A 22,773-nucleotide genomic window follows, 5' to 3' on the forward strand; every position below is an offset into this window, starting at 1 on the left:
GGCCGCTTGCGGCAGCCAAACTTTAGAGAGCGGGAATATAAGACGTTCGGCGCCGACGAGGCGCGTCAGCACTATTTTCGCGGAACGGCGCCCTCGGCCTCCACCGGCCTGGCGTAGCCGAGGCTTTTGTCGGCCTGTTCCGATGTCAGCGGCCGCTTGATCTTGGCCGAGGCAGCGATCACCAGTTCGTCGAAATCCTCCGCGTCACCGTCCAGCAGCTCGAAGAACTGCCGCCGCATCCTGGGCTCCCAGAACTTGTTGATGTGCTCGGCAACGCCGGTAATGCCTTCCTCGCGCGGCTTCGAATGGAAGAAGGTGGCGATCTGGTTGGCCATGCGCACCAGCTTTTCCCTGGTGCCGGCGATGTGGTCTTCGTCATGCGACATGCTTGGCAACTCCGCAAGCCACCCGTTCGGGGTGGGTGAAAATATCGAAATCGTCGCCGCGCACCAGCGCCACCAGCGTCATGCCGGCGGCCTCGGCCGTGCGGATGGCAAGTGCGGTCGGCGCCGAGACGGCCATGATGATCGGCGCGCCGATGGCGGCCGTCTTCTGCACCATTTCCACCGACACGCGCGAGGTCACGACAACGGCGCCGGTCGCGCCGTCGATGCCGGCTTTCGCCAGCGCGCCGGCCAGCTTGTCCAGCGCATTGTGCCGGCCGACATCCTCGCGCGCCATGACGATGCCCTTGCCGGGAACATAGAAGCCGGCAGCATGCACCGCGCCGGTCTCGGTGTGCAGCGGCTGCAGCTTCGACAGCAGCCTGACCGAACGGGTGACGTCCTCGGCGTCAAGAGTAAGCTTCGACGAACCGACCGCGTCGACCGAGCGCATCGCTTCCTCGATGGATTCGATGCCGCACAAGCCGCAGCCGACAGGTCCGGCGAGCCGGCGACGCCGCGCCTGGAAGCGCGTGTTGGCCTTGTCCTTCAGCCTGATCTGGATGTCGATGCCGGCGCCGAGATCCTCGACCTCGATCGCCTCGATTTCTTTCGGGTCGGCAACGATCCCTTCGGTCAGCGAGAAGCCGAGCGCGAAATCCTCGAAATCGGCGGGACTTGCCATCATCACCGCATGCGTGGTGCCGGCATAGGAGAATGCCACCGGCGTCTCCTCCGGCACCATGCGGTTCGCGGCCGCCGTGCCGCCGGCGCGACGCGCCAGCCGCGAGATTTGGGTCGTGGCTTTGCGGCGCGCGGCCAAGAAGGCTACTCCGCCGCTTCCAGCGGGGCGATGCGACGGCTCTGGCGTGCCTGCTCGTTGTAGTCCTTCTGCCAGTCGGTCGGGCCGTTGGACGGCGCCACCTGCACGGCGGTGACCTTGTATTCCGGACAGTTGGTCGCCCAGTCGGAGAAGTCGGTGGTGATCACGTTGGCCTGGGTGTCCGGGTGGTGGAAGGTCGTGTAGACGACGCCGGGCGACACGCGGTCGGTGATCAGCGCGCGCAGCGTGGTCTCGCCGGAACGGCTCGCCAACCGCACCCAGTCGCCGTCGCGGATGCCGCGGTTCTCGGCGTCGTGCGGATGGATCTCCAGCCGGTCCTCGGCATGCCACGCAACGTTTTCGGTGCGCCTGGTCTGCGCGCCGACATTGTACTGCGAGAGAATCCGGCCGGTGGTCAGAAGCAGCGGATAGCGCGGGCCCGTCCGCTCGTCCGTCGCGACATATTCGGTGCGGATGAACTTGCCCTTGCCGCGCACGAAGCCGTCGACATGCATGATCGGGGTGCCGAGCGGCGCCTTGTCGTTGCAGGGCCACTGCACCGATCCGACGCGGTCGAGCAGCTCGAAGGAAACGCCGGCGAAGCTCGGCGTCGTCTTGGCAATCTCGTCCATGATCTCGGAAGGATGCATGTAGTTCCAGTCGAGCCCAATGGCGCGGGCAAGCTCCTGCGTCGCCTCCCAGTCGGCGTAACGCGCCTTCGGCTCCAGCACCTTGCGCACCATGTTGATGCGGCGCTCGGCATTGGTGAAGGTGCCGTCCTTCTCGAGGAAGGTGGAGCCCGGCAGGAAGACATGCGCGTAGTTGGCCGTCTCGTTGAGGAAGAGGTCGTGCACGACGACGCATTCCATCGCGGCCAGCCCTGCGGCGACATGCTTGGTGTCGGGGTCGGACTGCAGGATATCCTCGCCCTGGATGTAGATGCCCTTGAACGAGCCGTCGACGGCGGCATCCAGCATGTTGGGGATGCGCAGGCCCGGTTCGTCGTCCAGCTTCACGCCCCACAGGCTTTCATAGATGTCGCGCACCGCTTCGCCCGAGATATGGCGGTAGCCCGGCAGCTCATGCGGGAAGGAGCCCATGTCGCAGGAGCCCTGCACGTTGTTCTGGCCGCGCAGCGGATTCACGCCGACGCCTTGCCGGCCGATATTGCCGGTGGCCATGGCGAGGTTGGCGATCGCGATCACCGTGGTCGAGCCCTGGCTATGCTCCGTCACGCCGAGGCCGTAATAGATCGCGCCATTGCCGCCCTTGGCATAGAGCCGCGCGGCGCCGCGTATTGCCTCCGGATCGACGCCGGACAGCTTGCCGACAACTTCAGGGCTGTTTTCCGGCAGGGCGACGAAGGACGCCCAGTCCTGGAACTCGGCCCAGTCGCAGCGCTCGCGGATGAAGGCTTCGTTGTAGAGGCCCTCGGTGACGACGACATGCGCCAGCGCCGTCAGCACCGCCACGTTGGTGCCGGGCTTCAGCGGCAGGTGGTAGTCCGCTTCGACATGCGCCGACTTGACCATCTCGGTGCGGCGCGGATCGAGCACGATCAGCTTGGCGCCCTGGCGCAGCCGCTTCTTCAGCCGCGAGGCGAACACCGGATGCGCGGAAGCCGGATTGGCGCCGATGATGACGGCGACGTCGGTGAATTCGACCGAGTCGAAATCCTGCGTGCCGGCCGAGGTGCCGTAGGTCTGGCCAAGGCCGTAGCCGGTCGGCGAGTGGCAGACGCGCGCGCAGGTGTCGACATTGTTGTTGCGGAAGCCTTGCCGCACCAGCTTCTGGACGAGATAGGTCTCCTCGTTCGTGCAGCGCGAGGAGGTGATGCCGCCGATCGAGGCGCGTCCGTATTGGTACTGGATGCGGCGGAACTCCTTGGCAGTATGGGCGATTGCCTCTTCCCAGCTCACTTCGCGCCAGGGGTCGGTGATCTTCTCGCGCAGCATCGGCTTGAGAATGCGGTCCTTATGGGTGGCGTAGCCGTAAGCGAAGCGGCCCTTGACGCAGGAATGGCCATGGTTCGCCTTGCCGTCCTTGTAGGGCATCATGCGGATGACCTCGTCACCCTTCACTTCGGCCTTGAACGAGCAGCCGACGCCGCAATAGGCGCAGGTGGTGACGGCAGAGCGCTCCGGCATGCCCTTCTCGAGCACCGTCTTCTCGCGCAGCGCGTCGGTCGGGCAGGCCTGCACGCACGCGCCGCAGGAGACGCACTCGGAAGCGATGAAGTCCTCATGCATGCCGGCGACCATGCGCGACTCGAAGCCTCGGCCCTCGATGGTCAGCGCGAAGGTGCCCTGCACCTCTTCGCAGGCCCGCACGCAGCGCGAGCAGACGATGCACTGCGCCGGGTCGTAGGTGAAATAGGGATTGGATTCGTCGCGGGCGATGTAGTCGACGGCTAAAGAGCCATGGCCGGGCGCGACGCCGTTCTCTTCCTTGACGTGGTTGCGGCCTTCGACGCCGTAGCGGTTCTCGGAGAGGCCGACCGACTTCGCCACCGTGTCGAACTCGCTGGCGCCGGTTCCGGCCTTCTCGTTCCAGCCGGTCGGATGGTCGGAGACATAGAGCTCCATGACGCCGCGGCGGATGGCGTCGAGCCGCTCGGATTGCGTGCGCACCACCATGCCCTCGCCGACCGGCGTCGTGCAGGAGGCCGGCGTGCCGCCGCGGCCGTCGATCTCGACCAGGCAGACGCGGCAGGAGCCGAAGGAGTCCAGCATGTCGGTGGCGCAGAGTTTCGGGATCTCGACCCCGCCTTCCATCGCCGCGCGCATGATCGAGGTGCCTTCCGGCACGGTGATGCTTTGCCCGTCGACCGTCAGCGTGACCTGCTTCGTCGCTTTCGATTCCGGGGTGCCGTAATCGATCTCTTCGATGAGTGCCGGGAAGTCGGCTTTGATGTTCATCTGCCAGCTCCTATTCAGCAGCCACGCGCGCTGGCGCCGGCTTGAAATCCTCGGGGAAGTGCGTGATCGAGCTCATCACCGGGTAGGGCGTGAAGCCGCCCAGCGCGCAAAGCGATCCGAACTTCATCGTGTTGCAGAGGTCGGTGACCAGGGCGAGGTTCTTCTCCGCCTCTATCCCCGCGGCGACCTTATCGAGAACCTCCACGCCGCGCGTCGAGCCGATGCGGCAGGGCGTGCACTTGCCGCAACTTTCGATGGCGCAGAATTCCATGGCGAAGCGCGCCTGCTTCATCATGTCGGCGGTGTCGTCGAAGACGGTGAGGCCGGCATGGCCGATCAGCCCGTCCTTGGCGGCGAAGGCTTCGTAGTCGAACGGCGTGTCGAACAAAGCGCGCGGGAAATAGGCGCCGAGCGGGCCGCCGACCTGCACGGCCTTGACTGGACGGCCCGAAGCCGTGCCGCCGCCGATCTCGTCGACGATCTCGCCGAGCGTCAGGCCGAAAGCCGTTTCGAACAGGCCGCCATGCTTGACGTTACCGGCGATCTGGATCGGGATCGTGCCGCGCGAGCGGCCCATGCCGAAATCCTTGTAGTAGGCGGCGCCCTTGTCCATGATGATCGGCACGGAGGCTAGGCTGATCACGTTGTTGATCACCGTCGGCTTGCCGAAGAGACCCTGGATCGCCGGCAGCGGCGGCTTGGCGCGCACCACGCCGCGCTTGCCTTCGAGGCTGTTCAAGAGCGAGGTTTCCTCGCCGCAGACATAGGCGCCGGCGCCGACGCGGATTTCCATGTCGAAAGCGTTGGGCGAACCCAGCACGTTGACGCCGAGCACGCCTGCCTTGCGGGCGATCGCGACCGCCTTGTTCATCGTGGCGACGGCGTGCGGATATTCCGAACGGATATAGACAAAACCTTTGGTCGCGCCGGTGGCGATGCCGGCGATCGCCATGCCTTCGATCAGCACGAAGGGATCGCCCTCCATGATCATGCGGTCGGCGAAGGTGGCGCTGTCGCCCTCGTCGGCGTTGCAGACGATGTATTTGCGGTCGCCCGCCGTATCGAGGACCGTCTTCCATTTGATGCCGGTTGGGAAGCCGGCGCCGCCGCGGCCGCGCAGGCCGGATTCGGTAACTTGGCTGACGATGTCGGCGGGCGCCATGGCGACCGCGTTCTCAAGGCCCTTCAGGCCGCCATGCGACTTGTAGCTGTCGAGCGACAGCGGATCGATGACGCCGCAGCGGGCGAAGGTGAGCCGCGTCTGCTTGGCGAGGAAGGGGATTTTGTCGGGCGCGCCGAGCCAGCGCTTGTGATGGCCGCCCTTGAGGAAGCCGCTGTCGAACAGGCTTTTGACGTCCGACGGCTTCACCGGCCCATAGGCGACGCGGCCTTCGGCGGTCGCCACCTCGACCATCGGCTCGAGGAAATAGGCGCCGCGCGAGCCGTTGCGCACGATCTTGGCCTCGACGCCGCGCTCCTTGAGCTCTTTCTCGATCGCTCTGGCGACCTTTTCGGCGCCGAGCGCCAGCGCGCCGGAATCCGCGGGGATATAGATGCGCGGGATCATGAACGCACCTCCGCGACGATCTCTTCGATCTTCTCGTCGTCGAGCCGGCCGATCACTTCGCCGTCCAGCATCGCCGAGGGCGAGCAGGCGCAAAGCCCGAGGCAGTAGACCGGCTCCAGTGTAACCGATCCGTCACGGGCGGTCTCGTGAAAATCGATGCCGAGCAACTGCTTGACCTTGGCGGCGACCGCTTCCGAGCCCATCGACTGGCAGGCTTCCGCCTGGCAGAGCTTCAGCACGTGCCGGCCGGCGGGTTGAGCGCGGAAATCGTGATAGAAGGTGACGACGCCGTGAACCTCGGCCCTGGAAAGGTTCAGCCCGTCGGCGATGACCGGCAGTGCGGCTTGCGGCACATGGCCGAACTCTTCCTGGATGCCGTGCAGGATCGGCAGCAACGGACCTTCGAGGTCCTTCAACTCCTCGATGATCGCCGCAATGCGCGACGCGATCTCGGTACTTGCAGGCTGCACCGTCATGCAGCGCCCTCCCTGGTCATGGCGGCCCGATATATGTCACCCCAAGATATAGAGCGGTTTTGGGGTAACGACATGCACAGGGCGCAATATCGCTAAGTCCTTACGAAATCAGAGGAAACCCCCGAGATCAATAAAGCTGTCCCGTCGCTTGATAGAAATTTTCTATCGACAACGCTCAGCCTGCATTCTCTAGCCTAGCGGTGGGCGCGGAAATCGTCTGCCAGCGCCATCGCCTCGTCCAGCAGCGCCTGCACCAGCGGCGTGTGCGGCTCGCGCGGCGCCGCCACCAGCCCGACCGTGTGGCTGGCATCCGGCTCGACGATCGGAATGGCCCGGATCGGCTCGGAAAAACCGAACGTTTCCGCAAGGTTGAGCGGCATGATCGATGACCATTTGCCGGTCCGGATATGCGAGAACAAGACGATCATCGAGTTGGATTCCAGCGTCGGCCGCACCTGCACGCCGGCTTCCGCCAGATGCTGGTCGATGATGCGCCGGTTCTGCATGTCCGGTGTCAGCAGGCAGAGCGGCAACTGGCTGATCTCGGCCCACGTCACTTTGTCGCGGTCGGAATAAGGGTTCCCGACCGCCGTGATCAGCTGGTAGCGCTCGTCATAGAGCGGCACGCTCGTTACCCGCCCCAGCGGCTCGTTGTCGAGATAGGTGATGCCGGCATCGATGTCGAAATTGCCGAGCAGCGACAGCACCTCGATCGAGGTGCGTGACAGAACCGAGAACGTGACGCCCGGATGCTTTTCGCGGAACGGGGTTGTGAGCCGCGCCACCATGGCAAGCGCGGTGGGGACCGCCGCGATGCGAATGCGGCCGGACAAGCCGCGCCGCGCCGCCCGCATCTCCTCCCGCATCGCCCTGCTGTCGCCGACGATGCGGCGCGCCCACGTCAGCACCTGCCTGCCTTCCGGCGTCAGGCCCTGGAAGCGCGAGCCGCGCAGCACCAGCATCACGCCGAGCTGCTCCTCGAGCTGCTTGATGCCGGCCGACAGCGTCGGCTGGGTGACGCCGCACACCTCGGCCGCGCGGCCGAAATGCTCCTCCTTGGCTAAAGCGATGAAGAATTCCAGCTTGTCGATCATGCCATTCGATCCGCCGCGATTTGCCTAAGGTCAGGGAAATCGCCTTGCTTCGCAAGACACACGCAATCGAACCTCGTCCACATTTTTAAGCCGGCTCACCTGTTTTCCCGTGCTGTGCTTGGGGTTATGTGGTGGAGAAGCGGACGAATGGAGGACCAGATGCTGGGTTGGTTTCGCAAACTGTTGCCCCGCGAGGATCGCTTCTTCGACCTGTTCGAGAGGCATTCGCGCACGGTCGTCGCCGGCGCCGAGGCCCTCGAGCAGCTTCTCCAGGGCAAGGACATCGACCGCTGGTGCCAGAAGATCATCGATCTCGAGGACGAGGCGGACGGCATCACCGCGGAGGTGCTGCTTGCCGTCAGGCGCTCCTTCATCACACCCTTCGACCGCGGCGACATCAAGGATCTGATCCAGTCGATGGATGACGCCATCGACATGATGCACAAGACCGTCAAGACGGTGAAATTGTTCGAGATGAGGGAGTTCGATCCGCTGATGCGGGAAATGGGCGGCGTCATCGTCCAGGCGGCCCGGCTGGTCGCGGAGGCGATACCGCTGCTCGGCAAGGTCGGCGCCAACGCCGCGCGCCTGAATGCCATCGCCGAAGAGGTCATGCGCGTCGAGGGCCGCGCCGACGATCTGCACGAGCAGGGCCTGAAGGACCTGTTCAAGCGGCTCGGCCGCAGTGATCCGATGGCCTATCTGATCGGCTCGGAGATATACGGCGAGCTGGAAAAGGTGGTCGACCGTTTCGAGGACGTCGCCAACGAGATCAGCGGCATCGTCATCGAGAACGTATAGGCGATGGACGCCGCGATCGCCTTTCCCCTGCTGGTCGGCCTCGTCGCCGTGGCGCTGTTCTTCGATTTCCTCAATGGCCTGCACGATGCCGCCAACTCGATCGCGACCATCGTCTCCACCCGCGTGCTCAGGCCGCATTATGCGGTGTTCTGGGCGGCGTTCTTCAACTTCATAGCTTTCCTGTTCTTCGGCCTGCATGTCGCCGAGACGGTGGGAAAAGGCATCGTCGACGCCGAGATCGTGACGCCGGCGGTGATCTTCGCCGCGCTCGTCGGCGCCATCGCCTGGAACATCGTCACCTGGCTCGCGGGCATTCCGTCGAGCAGCTCGCATGCGCTGATCGGCGGGCTGGTCGGCGCCGGCGTCGCCAAGGCCGGCACGGGGGCGATCGTCTGGTCCGGGCTGGGCAAGACGATAGCGGCGATCGTGCTTTCGCCGGCAACCGGATTCGTGTTGGCGCTCGTCCTCGTTCTCGTCGTCTCATGGCTGTTCGTGCGCCAAACGCCGTTCGCCGTCGACAACGCCTTTCGTGTGCTGCAGTTCTTCTCCGCCTCGCTCTATTCGCTGGGGCACGGCGGCAATGACGCGCAGAAGACCATGGGCATCATTGCCGTGCTGCTCTATTCGCAAGGCATGCTCGGCCAGAGCTTCTACGTGCCGCTCTGGGTGGTCATCACCTGCCAGTCGGCCCTCGCGTTGGGCACGTTGCTCGGCGGCTGGCGCATCGTCCACACCATGGGCTCGAAGATCACCCGGCTCAATCCCATGCAGGGTTTTTGCGCCGAGACCGGCGGCGCCATCACCCTCTTTGCCGCCACCTGGCTCGGCGTCCCGGTGTCGACGACGCACACGATCACCGGCGCCATCATCGGCGTGGGCGCCGCTCGCCGCATTTCCGCCGTGCGCTGGGGCATTGCCGGCAACATCGTCGTGGCGTGGGTGATCACGCTGCCGGCGACGGCGGCGATCTCGGCGCTCACCTATTTTGTCACGCGCTTAGCGGCCTGACGCGAAGCGGGCTCAGATCTACTCGCCCACCAGGTTCAGGATATTGCCGTCGGGATCCTTGAACCAGGCGACCTTCATGCCGGAGCCTACATGGATGTCGCCCTCGAGCGACAGGCCGGGCATATCGTAGTGTTCGAAGGTGACGCCCTTCGACCTCAGCGCTTTGACGATAGGCTCGATCTGGTCGCCGACCGCCCAGGTCGCCGCCGTCGCCTTGTTGGTGCCGGCGTATTGCGAATGATAGACATTAACGACGGTATCGCCGCTTTTGTAGACGATCAGTTCGCCGTCCATATCGTCGACCTGCTTGAGGCCGAGCGTGCCTTCATAGAAGGCTTTGGCCTTCTCCAGGTCCTTCACCGCGAGATTGGCTGTCGCATTGCTGTTTTCGAGCATGACCCGTCTCCTTCTCCGGCTGTCGTTTGATAGCAATCGAAATAGCGCGGGCGACCTGTTTGGCCATGATCAAGAAGCCTAATTCAGGTTCCGGATCCCGATTGGCAAACCCGACACCATCGGTCGTTTTCCGGAGCACACCGGGCCAGCCATTGCTCCACGGCTTGGTTCTGCGGGAAAACTGCACTATCTGGACGCCAAACCCCGAGGAAAAGATCATGGCCGTCACCAAAGAAATCGTCATCGAGCGCCTGAAGACGGTGAACGGGCCGGACTTCACCGGCAATATCGTCGACCTCGGCTTGGTCTCCGAAATTTTCATCGCCGATTCCAAGGTGTTCTTCTCGATCACCGTTCCCGCAGCCCGCGCGCAGGAGCTGGAGCCGCTGCGCGCCGCGGCCGAGAGCGCAGTGAAGGCCATCCCCGGCGTTGCCAGCGCCGTCGTCGCGTTGACGGCGGAGAAGAAAGGCGGCGGCATGGAAGCGCCGGTTCGGCCGCGCCCGGCTTCGCAGGCAGCGCCGCCACGACCCGCTCCTCAGGCGGCACCGCAGCGTCCTGCGCCGCAGGCGCCTGCCTCGCACAGCCACGGCAAGCGCGGCGTGCCCGGCATCGATGCGATCATTGCGGTCGCCTCCGGCAAGGGCGGCGTCGGCAAGTCGACCACCGCCGTCAACCTGGCGCTCGGCCTTGCCGCCAACGGATTGAAGGTCGGCGTGCTCGATGCCGACATCTACGGACCATCGATGCCCCGGCTGCTCAACATCCATGGCCGGCCCCAGACCGTCGACGGCAAGGTCCTGAAGCCGATGCAGAATTACGGCCTCAAGGTAATGTCGATGGGCTTCCTCGTCGACGAGGAGACGCCGATGATCTGGCGCGGCCCGATGGTGATGTCGGCGCTCACCCAGATGCTGCGCGAGGTCGAATGGGGGCCGCTCGACGTGCTGGTCGTCGACATGCCGCCCGGCACGGGCGACGCGCAGCTCACCATGGCCCAGCAGGTGCCGCTTGCCGGCGCCGTCATCGTCTCGACGCCGCAGGACCTTGCCCTGATCGACGCCCGCAAGGGCCTCAACATGTTCAAGAAGGTCGACGTGCCGCTGCTCGGCATCGTCGAGAACATGAGCTACTTCCTCGCCCCCGACACCGGCAAGCGCTACGACATTTTCGGCCATGGCGGCGCGCGCCGCGAGGCCGAGCGCCTCGGTGTCACCTTCCTTGGCGAAGTGCCGCTCGAGATGGGCATCCGCGAAAGCTCGGACGCTGGGGCTCCCGTTGTCGCATCCAAGCCGGAAGGCGCCGAGGCGAAGATCTATCGCGACATCGCCTCGAAAGTCTGGGAAAGGATCCAGGAGGAACGCGGCGCGGCGGAAGCGGCTGTGCCGAGCATCGTGTTCGAGTAATCCCTCTTCAAGGAGGGTCAGTCGCCGTTCAGCTTCTTTCCGAATGTCGAGAAAAACTGCCCCGCCAGCTTCTTCGAGGTCGATTCGATCAGCCGGCTGCCGAGCTGCGCGATCTTGCCGCCGACCTCGGCCTTGGCGGCGTATTTCAGGATTGTCGTGTCGGTGCCGTCGGCGGTCAAGGTGACGTCGGCGCCGCCCTTGGCGAAACCGGCAATGCCCCCTTTGCCTTCGCCCTGGATCGTGTAGGAGTGCGGCGGCTTGAGGTTCTTCAACGCGACCTCGCCGTTGAACGTTGCTTTGATCGGCCCGATCTTCAGCACCACCGTCGCGGCCAGCTCGGTATTGGATTTCTTCTGCAGGGCCTGGCAGCCGGGGATGGCGTCCTTGAGGATGTCCGGGTCATTGAGGGCTTCCCACACTTTCTCGACGGGGGCGGCGATCCGCTCCTCGCCCTCGATCACCAAAGCCATCAAGACCTCCCGGGATTGCTGATGCCGATTGGTCCTAGCGCGCGGCTCTTTCTATGTCTATCGCACCAAAGTGTGGGTCTGCGACGCTCGTGCCCCTTGCTTGCATGAGCGCGTTGTCATATCGATTTGTCATACAAATACGGAGACCACCATGGCAGGCGCCCCTACCAAGAAGAAGAAATTTCGCTCGCAGGAGTGGTTCGACAATCCCGATAATCCGGGCATGACGGCGCTCTATCTCGAGCGCTACCTCAATTACGGACTGACGCGCGCCGAGCTGATGTCGGGCAAGCCGCTGATCGGCATCGCACAGACGGGCTCCGACCTCTCCCCTTGCAACCGGCACCATCTCGAGCTGGCCAAGCGCGTGCGCGAAGGCATCGTGTCGATGGGCGGCATCCCGTTCGAGTTCCCCTGCCACCCGATCCAGGAAACCGGCAAGCGCCCGACCGCGGCGCTCGACCGCAACCTTGCCTATCTCAGCCTCGTCGAGGTGCTCTACGGCTATCCGCTCGACGGCGTCGTGCTCACTATCGGCTGCGACAAGACCACGCCTGCCTTGCTGATGGCGGCGGCCACCGTCAACATCCCGGCCATCGCGCTTTCGGTCGGCCCGATGCTCAATGGCTGGCACAAGGGCAAGCGCACGGGTTCCGGCACCATCGTCTGGGAATCGCGCCAGCGCCTGTCGGCCGGCGAGATCGACTATGACGAGTTCATGGACATCGTCGCGTCTTCGGCGCCGTCGACCGGCTATTGCAACACCATGGGCACCGCCACCACGATGAACTCGCTGGCCGAGGCGCTCGGCATGCAACTGCCCGGCTCGGCCGCCATCCCCGCGCCTTATCGCGAGCGCGGCCAGATCGCCTACGAGACAGGAAAACGCATCGTCGACATGGTGCATGAGGACCTGAAGCCCTCCGACATCATGACCCGCAAGGCCTTCGAGAACGCCATCGTCGTCAACTCGGCCATCGGCGGCTCGACCAACGCACCGATCCACCTCAACGCCATTGCCCGTCATCTCGGCGTGCCGCTCGACAATGACGACTGGCAGAATGTCGGCCTCAACGTGCCGCTCCTGGTGAACCTGCAGCCGACGGGCGAGTATCTCGGCGAGGACTATCACCATGCCGGCGGCGTGCCGGCGGTTGTCGCCGAACTGATGAAGGGCGGCGTGCTGCCGCATCCGGACGCGATCACCGTCAACGGCAAGACGATGGGCGAAAACTGCCGCGATGCCGCCAACGAGAACCGCGAAGTGATCCGCAGCGTCGACAAGCCGCTCAAGGCCAATGCCGGCTTCATCAACCTCAAGGGTAATCTGTTCGATTCCGCCATCATGAAGACCAGCGGCATCTCGCCGGAATTCCGCGAGCGCTACCTCTCCAACCCGAACGACCCGGAGGCTTTCGAAGGCAACGCCATGGTCTTCGACGGGCCGGAGGACTACCACGCCCGCATCGACGATCCGGCGCAAGGCATCGACGAGCACACGATCCTGTTCATGCGCGGCGCCGGCCCGGTCGGCTATCCGGGCGGCGCCGAGGTGGTCAACATGCAGCCGCCGGCCTACCTGATCAAGAAGGGCATCCATTCGCTGGCCTGCATCGGCGACGGCCGCCAGTCCGGCACGTCCGGCTCGCCGTCGATCCTCAACGCCTCGCCGGAAGCCGCCATCGGCGGCGGCCTGGCGCTGCTCAAGACCGGCGACCGCGTCCGCATCGACCTCAAGAAGGGTACCGCCAACATCCTCGTCAGCGACGAGGAGATCGCCATGCGGCGGGCCGAACTGCAGGGCAATGGCGGCTATCACTACCCCAAGCACCAGACGCCGTGGCAGGAGATCCAGCGCGGCATGGTCGACCAGTTCTCGGCCGGCATGGTGCTGAAGCCGGCGGTTAAGTACCAGGACGTCGCGCATACCAGCGGCGTGCCGCGCGACAATCACTGAATTTCCTACTTCGGGAAATCGAAGGGCGGCTTGCAAGCGCGGGCCGCCCTTTCTCATGCCCTTGTTTCGGCAGCGCGGAACCTACAGATAAGCGTATCTCGACCGGTTCTGCGAAGGGGGAGAGACGATCATGACCAAGAGGCGCTCTTCCCTCGGCTTTCTCGGCATGTTCGGCCGCTCCGGCGACTTGCGCCAGCTCGACGATGCGTTGCGGCAGGCGGACCTGCATCCGGCGCTGGTGCCCGAGGGTGTGAAACTCACGATCGTCAATCTGATGAAGGATCATTGGCCGGAGGAGCCGCCGCCGCAGGCCTATGCATCGGTGGCGCAACTCTGCGGCTACTGCATTGCCGGCCCGGAGGTCTTCGAACAGGCCAACGGCAGGGAGCCGACGCTGGAAGCCGAACGCCGCATCGAGGCGGCCCTCGAATCCGGCGACAGCTTCGATGCGCAGATCGTGCTGATGACGCTGCATGCGAAGCTGATCAACGCCGAAGTCGTCGAGCGTTACGGGCTGAGCGCCGAGTAGATCAGCCGCCCATCCTGTTGCGCGGCAGCTTGATCATCTCGCCGAAGCGGGCGCGCAGCTTGTCGTCTACGAGCCGCGACACGTGGCGCGGAAAACGCTCGGCCAGCACGCGCTTCTTCTCGGCGATCGCCCGTTGCAGGATGTCCGGCCGGCCTTTCTCGTTCCATTCCTTGGGCGAGAAACGGTCGCCGACCGCGGGGTAGAAATATTCGGTCTGCATCAGCTTCAGCGTCTGCTCGTTGCCGAGATAGTGCCCCGGTCCCTTGAGGCAGACATCGGTAATCGTGTCGATCGACAGCGCCTCGTCGGTCACCTCGATGCCGCGCACGCAGCGCAGGCAGTGGCCGAGCATGTCGTTGTCGATGATCAGGCTTTCGAGGCAGAAGCCGAGCAGCGAGGCATGCATGCCGGCCGATTCATAGACCAGGTTCAGGCCGGCAAGACCGGCCATCACATCGGTGATGCCCTTCTCGTAACCGGACTGGATGTCGGGCAGTTTCGAGTCCGTCATGCCGGCGGCCGAGCCGCCCGGCAGGTCGTAATATTGCGCCATCTGCGCGCAAGCGGCGGTCAGCACGGCCTGCTCGGCCGAGCCGCCGGACATGGCGCCGGTCCTGAGGTCGGAGACGAACGGCCAGGTGCCGAAGATCGCCGGATGTCCAGGCTTGATCGCGTTGACATAAACCAGGCCCATCAGCACTTCGGCCACCGCCTGCACGACGGCGCCGGCAATCGCGGCGGGAGCCGTGGCGCCGGCTTGGCCGGCCGACAAAAGCAGGATCGGGATGCCGCCCTCGACGCAGGCTTCGAGCACGCCGCAGGCGTCCTCGGCGAACTTCATCGGCGGCACGACGAAGCAGTTCGAGTTGGACACGAAAGGCCGCGCCCGGAAGTTCTCCTCGCCGCCGGCGATCGCATAGAGCATGTCCAGCGCCGGCTTGACGTTCTCGCGCACCGTGAACGAGGTGCCGACATGCTTCGATGTCCCCATCACGCAGGCATAGAGCGTGTTGAAGTCCATCTCGAGCGGATCGGGGATGTCGCGCGGCACCATGGTGCGCTGGAAGAAATGGATGTTGTCGAGTCCGTCGACGAGGCGGGCAGCATCATAGATGTCCTGCAGCTGCGATTCACGGTATTCGCGCTTCTCGACGTCGACGAGGTGCACGGCCGCGCCCGCCGTGCCGTAATGCACCCGTTTGCCCTGGATCACCATGTCGTGCTTGGGGTCCTGGCCATGAAGCGTGAAGTGGCGCGCGGCGTTCTTGATGGTGTCGAGGACGAGCGCGCGCGGCAGGCGGACACGCCCGTCGTCGCCATAGGTGCCGCCGACCCGGGTCAGCGCCTCGATGCAGGAGGGGATGGCGTTGGCGAAGCCGACCGTCTCCAGAAGCGTCAGCACCGCCTCGTGGATGCGCTCCTGGTCGTTCTGGCTCAATGGCCCGTAGCTGCCGCCTTCGAGGCCGGGCCGCACCGGACGGATGTCGTCCGCGAGCGGCGCAGCCCGCATCGCGCGGCGCGCTTCGCGCCCGCCGGACCGCCGCGAACGCTGGTCCGACGACGCTTCCTGCTTCTCGAGAGCCACTGACATGAAAAGCACTCCACCTTTGGTTTTTCAGGGGCAGGGTGCGTGGCGGTTGGTCCACCATCGGCCTGCCTCGTCCCCTTTGTGCCTCGACTATGCCGCCGGCATTGGTACAGCCTATGAGCCAGCCAATCCCGTCGAATATGCCAGATTGCTAAAGCGATGAGGCGTGCCAAAACAAAAAGAGCCGGCGAAGCGCCGGCTCTCTCTTGGAAGTCGATGGCGATCAGGCCGCAGCGGGCCGGCGGCCGGCTGCCGTGGCGAGCTCGCGAATACCCGGCTCGATATGCTGCAGCGAGATCGAGGAGATGCCCAAACGCATGAAACGAGAGGGCTTTTCGCTGCGGTCGAAGAACCGGTCGCCGGGCTCGATGATGACACTGCGCGAAGCGGCCGCTTCAGCAAGGCCGCGTGAATCCGTGCCGCGCGGTCCTTCCAGCCAGAGCGACGTGCCGCCGGCCGAATCGGTCGAGCGCCACTCTGGCAGGAAAGCGGAAATCGCATGGACCAGACGCTTGCGCCGCTCGTCGAAGGCGGCGGAGAGCCTGCGCACCAGCGCCTCGTGATGGCCGAGCGACAAAAACAGCGCGACGGCGCGCTGGTTGTTCGCCGGCGGGTGCCTGAGCATGAAGCGGCGCAGCGCGCGCAGCTCCGCGATCAGCCCGGCCGAGGCGACGATGTAGCCAAGCCTCAAGCCCGGAGCCAGCGTCTTCGACATCGAGCCGACATAGATGACCCGGCCCGAACGGTCGAGGCTCTTCAGCGCCTGCTGCGGCGCCTCGTCGAGAAGCTGGCTGTCATAGCCGTCCTCGATGATGATCTGGTTGTTGCGGTTGGCCCGCGCCAGCAGATCCTGCCGCCGCTCGGCCGACAGCGGCACCATTGTCGGGCAATGGTGGCTGGGGGTGACGAAGACAAAGCCGGAATCGCTTGGGATTGCAGAGGTCACGATGCCCGACTGGTCGACCGGAACCGGCTGGATATCGGCGCCGGCCAGCCGGAAGATCGAGCGGGCATCCGGATAGCCCGGATCCTCCATCGCCACCTTCGAGCCCTTGGTCATCAGCAGCGAGGCGAGCATGTAGAGCGCGTTCTGCGCACCCAGCGTCACGATGATCTCGTCCGGGTTGGCGAAGATGCCGCGCCGCGGCAAAAGCCGGGCCTGGATCTGCTCGATCAGCAGCGGATCGTCGCGGTCCACCATGTCGGACGCCCAGTTACGGATCTCCAGCACGGCCAGCGCCATGCGGTTGCATTCGCGCCATTCGGCGGTCGGGAACAGCGCCGGATCGAACTGGCCGTAGACGAACGGGTAGGAGGACTTGATCCAGTTGTCGTGCTTGGCCGGCGGCGGCATGTCGCTGGCCGCGATCTGCCGGCGCGCCTTCCAGTCGATCTCGTTCTGCTGGTCGGGCGCTTTCTGGTGCGGCTTGGCGGGTGTCGCCAGCACGTCCGGGTTGACGAAATGACCGCGCCGCTCGCGCGCCACAAGGAAGCCCTGGTCGACCAGCTGCTGGAAGGCAAGCACCACGGTGCCGCGAGCAACGCCAAGTTTTTCCGCCAGAATCCGGCAGGACGGCAGCGGCATCGAAGCGGCTATTTGTCGGTCGAGGATGGCTGCGACGATCGCCTGGCGGATCTGTGCCTGGAGGGTTTGTCCGGATTCGGCCGAAATCCGGAACAGGCCGGACCATATGGCCGTGTCATTGCGCTGTGGCATGGGAGATCTTCCTCGGATGGCCAGCTGTTTTCACTTGGCTGGACCAGTCGAGTGTAGGGGTGGCACAAGGGGTTGCGCCAATCAATTTTTCTGATTGCTGGGATTTATGCCAGTGATCTATAGGGCGCGACGCGCAGCGTCGTCGTCGCGCGACGCGCAGCATCCAAGCGCGATGCGCAGCATCGTCGCCACCACCCCAAGCGCGATGCGCAGCGTCGTCGCGGCACCACCCAAGCGCGATGCGCAGCATCGTCGCGGCACCACCCCAGGCGCGATGCGCAGCATCGTCGCCCATACCGCCCAGCATCGTCGCGGTGAAATTCTCGGGTCCTCACCGTCCAATACCGCGCATCGTAAAAGCGTGATGCGCTGCGTCATCGCCGCGCTTGATCGAAATGAAAATCGGCTCAATAGAATGACGCGCCGACATGCGCCGGAAACATCCGGCTTGCTAAGATGGTCTAAAAACCCGCCAGGAGCCCGCCAGTGGATCAGTCAGCCTTCGATAAGCAGGTCACCGCTTTGCGCGAGCAGCGCGCGGCAGCCAAGGGCTCGATGCGCGAGGCTTTCGCCGCCGATCCCAAGCGCTTCGAGAGGTTTTCCGCCGCCGATGGCGACCTTCTGCTCGACTGGTCGAAATGCGCGGTCGACGCCGACACGATGGCGATGCTGGAGAAGCTCGCCACCGCCGCCGATCTCGCGGGACGCCGCGCCGCCATGTTCGAAGGCAAGAAGATCAACATCACCGAGAACCGCGCCGTGCTGCACACCGCGCTGCGCAACCTGACCGGCAAGGGTGTCGTGGTCGATGGCCAGGACACCAAGGCCGATGTGATTGCCGTGCTCGACGCCATGGGCGCCTTCGCCGACGCCATCCGCTCGGGCAAGGCGGCCGGCGCCACCGGCAAGAAGATCACCGACATCGTCAATATCGGCATCGGCGGCTCGGATCTCGGTCCGGCCATGGTCACGCTGGCGCTGGCGCCCTATCACGATGGCCCGCGCGCGCATTATGTCTCCAATGTCGACGGCGCCCACATCCACGACACGCTGAAGGGCCTGTCCCCCGAAACGACACTCATCATCGTCGCCTCCAAGACCTTCACCACGGTCGAGACGATGACCAACGCCGAGACGGCGCGCAAATGGGTGGAGAAGGCGCTGGGCAAGGAAGCGATCGGCAAGCATTTCGCCGCCGTCTCGACCGCGCTCGATCTGGTGGCGAAGTTCGGCATCGCCTCGGACCGCGTCTTCGGTTTCTGGGATTGGGTCGGCGGCCGCTACTCGGTCTGGAGCGCCATCGGCCTGCCGGTGATGATCGCCGTCGGTCCGCGCAACTTCCGCGCCTTCCTCGACGGCGCGCATGAGATGGACGAGCATTTCCGCTCGGCACCCCTGCAAAAGAACCTGCCCGCTTTGCTGGGACTGATCGGCTGGTGGCACCGGGTCGTCTGCAAATATCCGGCCCGCGCCGTCATTCCCTATGACCAGCGCCTGTCGCGCCTGCCGGCCTATCTGCAGCAGCTCGATATGGAATCGAACGGCAAGAGCGTCACGCTGGACGGCGGCGCGGTCACCACGCCGACCGGCCCGCTGGTCTGGGGCGAGCCGGGCACCAATGGCCAGCATGCCTTCTTCCAGCTTTTGCACCAGGGCACCGATTTCATCCCGGTCGAATTTCTCGCCGCAGCCGTCGGCCACGAGCCGGAGCTGAAGCACCAGCATGATCTGCTGCTCGCCAACTGCCTGGCGCAGTCGGAAGCCTTCATGAAGGGCCGCACTTTGGAAGAGGCGCGCGCGCAGATGCTGGCCAAGGGCATGAAGCCCGCCGATGTCGACCGCATTGCGCCGCACCGCGTGTTCTCTGGCAACCGCCCGTCGCTGACGATCCTCTACAGGAAGCTCGATCCGCGCACGCTCGGCCGGCTGATCGCGCTCTACGAGCACCGCGTCTTCGTCGAGGGCACGCTGTTCAACATCAACTCGTTCGACCAATGGGGTGTCGAACTTGGCAAGGAATTGGCGACGGGCCTGCTGCCTGTCGTGGAAGGCAAGGAGACTGCCGCAAAACGCGACGCCTCGACTGCCGGACTGGTGGCTCATATCCACCAACTGCGCGGCGCGGAGTGACAGGTTTGGCGGACATCAAGGGCATTCTCTTCGACAAGGACGGCACGCTTGTCGATTTCAACGCAACCTGGCTCGGCATTGCCGATTTCATGGCCATGGACGCCGCCGAGGGCGATCGCTGGAAGGCCGACCGGCTGCTCGCCGCGGCCGGTTTCGATTTCGTCAGCAAGCGCTTCAAGCCCGATTCGATCTTTGCCTCCGGCTCGAACATGGATGTCGTGGAGCTCTGGTTCCCGCGCCTGTCCGACGAGGACCAGATGCTGGCCGTCTCCCGCTTCAACGAGATCACCTCGGTGCAGGGTTCGTCGATGGCGGTCGCGCTTCCGGGCATCATCGATTCGCTGAGGACGCTGCACAAGAAATCCTTCCGCATGGGCGTCGCCACCAACGATTCCACCAGCGGCGCCGAGAAGACGCTCGCCACGCTCGGCGTCGCGCAGCTCTTCGACGCCGCCTTCGGCTATGATGCCGTGGCCAACCCCAAGCCGGCGCCCGACACGGTCGTCGCCTTCTGCGACCTGACCGGACTGAAGCCCAGCGAGATCGCCATGGTCGGCGACAACCGTCACGATCTCGAAATGGCGCGTGCCGGCGGCTGCGGGCTGGCGGTTGGTGTTCTTTCCGGCACCGGAACGCGCGACTCGCTGTCGCCGATGGCCGATGTCATTCTGGATTCCGTCGCCGACCTGCCGGATTTCCTGTCAGCGCGGGTGAGCGTGGCGGCGAGTTAATCAGCGTCTGCCACGACGAACGCAAAGACGGCGCTTGGCTTCGGCGCGCTGCCACCGTTTCCGCCGACATCAGGCACCAGATATTCGCCGACCAGCCGAAGCCGCGGCCTGGGCAGCCAGGCGCGGCCCGGATCGCCGACCAGCACCTCGATGCCGGCGGCAAGGCACCGGTCGAGGAACGGGACGACCCGCCGCGCGACCTCCTGTCCGTAGAAAACGTCGCCGGCCAGCACCAGATCGACGGCAAGCGGCGGACCGGCGGTGATGTCCTCGTCGATTATGGTGATGGCGACGCCGTTGGCTTCGGCGTTGAGGCCAAGCGCGACAATGCCGTTGCGGTCGATTTCCGCAGCGATCACCTCGCTCGCCCCGGCCCTTGCCGCCGCGATGCCGACAAGGCCGGAACCGGCGCCGAAGTCGAGCACGCGGCGGCCCGCGACGGTCGAGGGCCGGTCGAGGATATAGCGCGCCAGCACCGTGCCGCCCGCCCAGGCATAGGCCCAGTAGGGCGGTTGCGGCGCGACAACGCTTTCATCGGCTTCACCATCCGGTTCCAGCAGCCGCCGCAGCCCGCTGCCGGGATGGGCCATGTAGAGGCGGATTTCGGGAAGCGACGGCACCGGCAAAAGCCGCATGTTCGCCGTGATGAATTCCGCCGGCTCGAGCCTTTCGCTTGGTTCGCGCGATGTGCTGGCAGCGTGGTCGGCCAAGTCTACTCCCGCAATGCGCGCCGCAGGATCTTGCCGACCGGTGTCTTCGGCAGCTCGGTGCGGAATTCGATGTATCTCGGCCGCTTGTATCCGGTCAGGTTCTCGCGGCAATAGGCAGTCAGCGCCTCGACGGTGAGTGCCGCATCCTTCTTGACCACAAACAGTTTCGGCACTTCGCCGGAATGCTCGTCCGGCACGCCGATCGCCGCCACCTCCAGCACGCCGGGGTGATGCGCCACCACCTCTTCCAATTCGTTCGGATAGACGTTGAAGCCGGAGACCAGGATCATGTCCTTCTTGCGGTCGACGATCTTGGTGTAGCCGCGCTCGTCCATGAAGCCCATGTCGCCGGATTTGAAGAAGCCGTCCTTGGTCATCACCTTGGCGGTCTCGTCCGGCCGGTTCCAGTAGCCGGCCATCACCTGCGGGCCGCGGATGCAGATTTCGCCGACTTCGCCGAGCGGCACGTTGTTGTCGTCGTCGTCGCGGATGGCGATCTCGGTCGAGGGCAGCGGCAGGCCGATCGTGCCGGTGAACTCGCTGGAGCTGAACTTGTTGGCGGTGGCCACCGGCGAGGTTTCGGAAAGCCCGTAGCCTTCGCTCACCGGACAGCCGGACAGCGCCTTCCAGCGTTCGGCCACGCCCTTCTGCACCGCCATGCCGCCGCCAAGCGTCAGGATCAGCGGCCTGAAGTCAAGCTTGCGAAAATCCTCATTGTTGAGCAGTGCGTTGAACAGCGTGTTGAGGCCGGGGAAGATGTGGACCGGGTATTTCTGCAGCTCCTTGACGAAGCCCGGAATGTCGCGCGGGTTCGGAATGAGCACATTCTGCGCGCCCTGCTGCATGCCCATCAGCGCGTTCACCGTCAGCGCGAAGATGTGGTAGAGCGGCAGCGCGCAGACGAAGTTGAGATGCGCGGGCTTCGGCTTGACCGTATAGGCATCCTCCACCCAGAGCGAATTCTGCGCCACGTTGGACAAAACGTTCCGGTGCAGCAGTGTCGCGCCCTTCGAAATGCCGGTCGTGCCGCCCGTATATTGCAGGAAGGCGATATCGTCGCCCGAAACCGCCGCCGGCTTGAAGGCGCTTGCCGCGCCGGCCTTCAGCGCGGCATTGAATTTGACATGGCCGGGCAGCGACCAGGCGGGAACCATCTTCTTCACTCGCCGCACTACCAGATTGACGATCGCTCCCTTGAGGCCGCCCAGCATGTCGCCCATCGCCGCCACCACGACATGCTTCACCGGCGTGCGGGCGATCACCGCCTGCAGCGTGTTGGCGAAGTTCTCCAGGATGACGATGGCCTGCGCGCCGGAATCGTTCAGCTGATGCTCCAGCTCGCGCGGCGTGTAGAGCGGGTTGACGTTCACCACCGTGAAGCCGGCGCGAAGCACGGCCATCATCGCCACCGGATATTGCAGCACGTTCGGCATCATCAGCGCCACGCGCGCGCCTTTCTCCAGCCCCCTCGACTGCAGATAGGCGCCGAAGGCCGCCGACAGCCGCTCGAGCTCGGCGTAGGAAATCGACTTGCCCATGCACACATAGGCCGGCCGGCCGCCGAACTGCTTGCAGGCGCCCACGAGGAAATCGCCGATGGAACTGTAGGGCAGCGGACCGATCTCGGCCGGCATGTTCTTCGGATAGTTTTTGAGCCACGGCTTTTCCGGCAGCCCGGCGATGAGCTCCGTGATCGCCTTCGGCAGCCGCTTGGGCTGTGCCGAAGCCGGCTTGGCGGCGCCCGCCGCAGCTGCTTTCGCAGCGGCGGACTTGCCGGCAGGCTTGTCGGTTTTTGCGATTGTAGCCTTGATGGCGGACCTGGAGCTCGTCTTCACCTGAGCAGCAGCTGGCTTGGCCTTCGGCTTGGCGGCGGCCTTGGCCGGTGAAGCGGTCTTGGCAGATGAAGCTTTGGGCGTGCCGGCATCGCCGGTAGCGGCCTTGGCTTTTGCCTTCGCCGGGGGCGTCGTCTTTGCTGCTTTTGCCACCAAATCCCTCCCTGGTGTCCTGGTCGTGCTGCCTGGCGCCGCATTCGCTTCCGATACCGGAAACGTCCCCCGCCGCCGCCGATCGCG

At 64.9% G+C, this 22,773-nt stretch carries 20 protein-coding genes; 7 read left to right on the top strand and 13 right to left on the bottom strand.

Features of this window, described 5'->3' with window-relative positions:
- Positions 1-71: 71 nt before the first annotated feature.
- The 6 genes from RFM40_RS27525 to RFM40_RS27550 form a co-directional block, all read right to left on the bottom strand.
- Positions 72-386, bottom strand: coding sequence for a formate dehydrogenase subunit delta (locus RFM40_RS27525; protein WP_320228255.1), 315 nt, complete (start codon positions 384-386; stop codon positions 72-74).
- Entirely contained in the window at positions 376-1,206 is an 831-nt protein-coding gene (fdhD, locus tag RFM40_RS27530) for a formate dehydrogenase accessory sulfurtransferase FdhD (protein ID WP_320228256.1), read from the bottom strand. Before fdhD ends, RFM40_RS27525 begins: the two co-directional genes overlap by 11 nt.
- A 5-nt stretch (positions 1,207-1,211) precedes the next feature.
- Entirely contained in the window at positions 1,212-4,124 is a 2,913-nt protein-coding gene (fdhF, locus tag RFM40_RS27535; RefSeq protein WP_320228257.1) for a formate dehydrogenase subunit alpha, read from the bottom strand.
- A 10-nt stretch (positions 4,125-4,134) separates the two neighbouring features.
- Complete coding sequence (locus RFM40_RS27540) at positions 4,135-5,691, bottom strand: formate dehydrogenase beta subunit (protein ID WP_320228259.1); 1,557 nt, start codon at positions 5,689-5,691, stop codon at positions 4,135-4,137.
- Positions 5,688-6,167, bottom strand: a complete 480-nt coding sequence (locus tag RFM40_RS27545) for a formate dehydrogenase subunit gamma (protein WP_320228260.1) — start codon at positions 6,165-6,167, stop codon at positions 5,688-5,690. The genes RFM40_RS27540 and RFM40_RS27545 overlap by 4 nt, the downstream gene beginning before the upstream one ends.
- A gap of 194 nt (positions 6,168-6,361) precedes the next feature.
- Complete coding sequence (locus RFM40_RS27550) at positions 6,362-7,261, bottom strand: LysR family transcriptional regulator (RefSeq protein ID WP_320218566.1); 900 nt, start codon at positions 7,259-7,261, stop codon at positions 6,362-6,364.
- 159 nt (positions 7,262-7,420) lie between these two features.
- On the opposite strand from RFM40_RS27550, the gene RFM40_RS27555 reads away from it, so the two are divergent.
- The gene (locus tag RFM40_RS27555) at positions 7,421-8,062 is read left to right on the top strand and encodes a DUF47 domain-containing protein (protein WP_320278603.1); all 642 of its coding nucleotides are present in this window, start codon (positions 7,421-7,423) and stop codon (positions 8,060-8,062) included.
- Positions 8,063-8,065: 3 nt separating this feature from the next.
- Complete coding sequence (locus RFM40_RS27560) at positions 8,066-9,070, top strand: inorganic phosphate transporter (RefSeq protein WP_320228261.1); 1,005 nt, start codon at positions 8,066-8,068, stop codon at positions 9,068-9,070.
- An 18-nt stretch (positions 9,071-9,088) separates the two neighbouring features.
- On the opposite strand, the gene RFM40_RS27565 is transcribed toward RFM40_RS27560, so the two are convergent.
- A complete protein-coding gene (locus RFM40_RS27565; RefSeq protein ID WP_320228262.1) occupies positions 9,089-9,466 on the bottom strand; it encodes a VOC family protein in 378 nt (125 codons plus the stop codon).
- 215 nt (positions 9,467-9,681) lie between these two features.
- On the opposite strand from RFM40_RS27565, the gene RFM40_RS27570 reads away from it, so the two are divergent.
- Positions 9,682-10,869, top strand: coding sequence for an Mrp/NBP35 family ATP-binding protein (locus RFM40_RS27570; protein ID WP_320228280.1), 1,188 nt, complete (start codon positions 9,682-9,684; stop codon positions 10,867-10,869).
- Between the two features lie 17 nt (positions 10,870-10,886).
- On the opposite strand, the gene RFM40_RS27575 is transcribed toward RFM40_RS27570, so the two are convergent.
- Positions 10,887-11,339: an SRPBCC family protein gene (locus RFM40_RS27575; protein WP_320228263.1), complete on the bottom strand. Its 453-nt coding sequence runs from the start codon at positions 11,337-11,339 to the stop codon at positions 10,887-10,889.
- 151 nt (positions 11,340-11,490) lie between these two features.
- On the opposite strand from RFM40_RS27575, the gene RFM40_RS27580 reads away from it, so the two are divergent.
- Both RFM40_RS27580 and RFM40_RS27585 read left to right on the top strand, forming a co-directional pair.
- Positions 11,491-13,296, top strand: a complete 1,806-nt coding sequence (locus tag RFM40_RS27580) for an IlvD/Edd family dehydratase (RefSeq protein ID WP_320228264.1) — start codon at positions 11,491-11,493, stop codon at positions 13,294-13,296.
- Positions 13,297-13,426: 130 nt separating this feature from the next.
- Positions 13,427-13,825 carry a hypothetical protein gene (locus RFM40_RS27585; protein ID WP_320228265.1) on the top strand — a complete coding sequence of 133 codons (399 nt, stop codon included), beginning with the start codon at positions 13,427-13,429 and terminating at the stop codon, positions 13,823-13,825.
- Position 13,826: 1 nt separating this feature from the next.
- On the opposite strand, the gene RFM40_RS27590 is transcribed toward RFM40_RS27585, so the two are convergent.
- The 3 genes from RFM40_RS27590 to RFM40_RS27600 form a co-directional block, all read right to left on the bottom strand.
- Entirely contained in the window at positions 13,827-15,416 is a 1,590-nt protein-coding gene (locus RFM40_RS27590; protein WP_320278604.1) for a trimethylamine methyltransferase family protein, read from the bottom strand.
- 220 nt (positions 15,417-15,636) lie between these two features.
- A complete protein-coding gene (pdxR, locus tag RFM40_RS27595) occupies positions 15,637-17,130 on the bottom strand; it encodes a MocR-like pyridoxine biosynthesis transcription factor PdxR (RefSeq protein WP_040993852.1) in 1,494 nt (497 codons plus the stop codon).
- A 117-nt stretch (positions 17,131-17,247) separates the two neighbouring features.
- A complete protein-coding gene (locus RFM40_RS27600; RefSeq protein WP_320278605.1) occupies positions 17,248-17,508 on the bottom strand; it encodes a hypothetical protein in 261 nt (86 codons plus the stop codon).
- Positions 17,509-17,616: 108 nt separating this feature from the next.
- Here RFM40_RS27600 and pgi point away from each other — a divergent pair, with 108 nt between their 5' ends.
- Both pgi and RFM40_RS27610 read left to right on the top strand, forming a co-directional pair.
- The gene (gene pgi / locus RFM40_RS27605; protein ID WP_320278606.1) at positions 17,617-19,260 is read left to right on the top strand and encodes a glucose-6-phosphate isomerase; all 1,644 of its coding nucleotides are present in this window, start codon (positions 17,617-17,619) and stop codon (positions 19,258-19,260) included.
- 5 nt (positions 19,261-19,265) lie between these two features.
- Entirely contained in the window at positions 19,266-19,991 is a 726-nt protein-coding gene (locus tag RFM40_RS27610; protein ID WP_320278607.1) for an HAD family hydrolase, read from the top strand.
- Here RFM40_RS27610 and RFM40_RS27615 read toward each other — a convergent pair.
- Together RFM40_RS27615 and RFM40_RS27620 are read right to left on the bottom strand one after the other, a co-directional pair.
- Positions 19,988-20,626: a class I SAM-dependent methyltransferase gene (locus tag RFM40_RS27615; protein WP_320278611.1), complete on the bottom strand. Its 639-nt coding sequence runs from the start codon at positions 20,624-20,626 to the stop codon at positions 19,988-19,990. The genes RFM40_RS27610 and RFM40_RS27615 overlap by 4 nt on opposite strands.
- A 77-nt stretch (positions 20,627-20,703) precedes the next feature.
- Positions 20,704-22,686, bottom strand: a complete 1,983-nt coding sequence (locus tag RFM40_RS27620; protein WP_320278608.1) for a long-chain fatty acid--CoA ligase — start codon at positions 22,684-22,686, stop codon at positions 20,704-20,706.
- Between the last annotated feature and the right edge of the window lie 87 nt (positions 22,687-22,773).

Source organism: Mesorhizobium captivum (assembly GCF_033977165.1).
GTDB classification, from domain to species: domain Bacteria; phylum Pseudomonadota; class Alphaproteobacteria; order Rhizobiales; family Rhizobiaceae; genus Mesorhizobium; species Mesorhizobium captivum.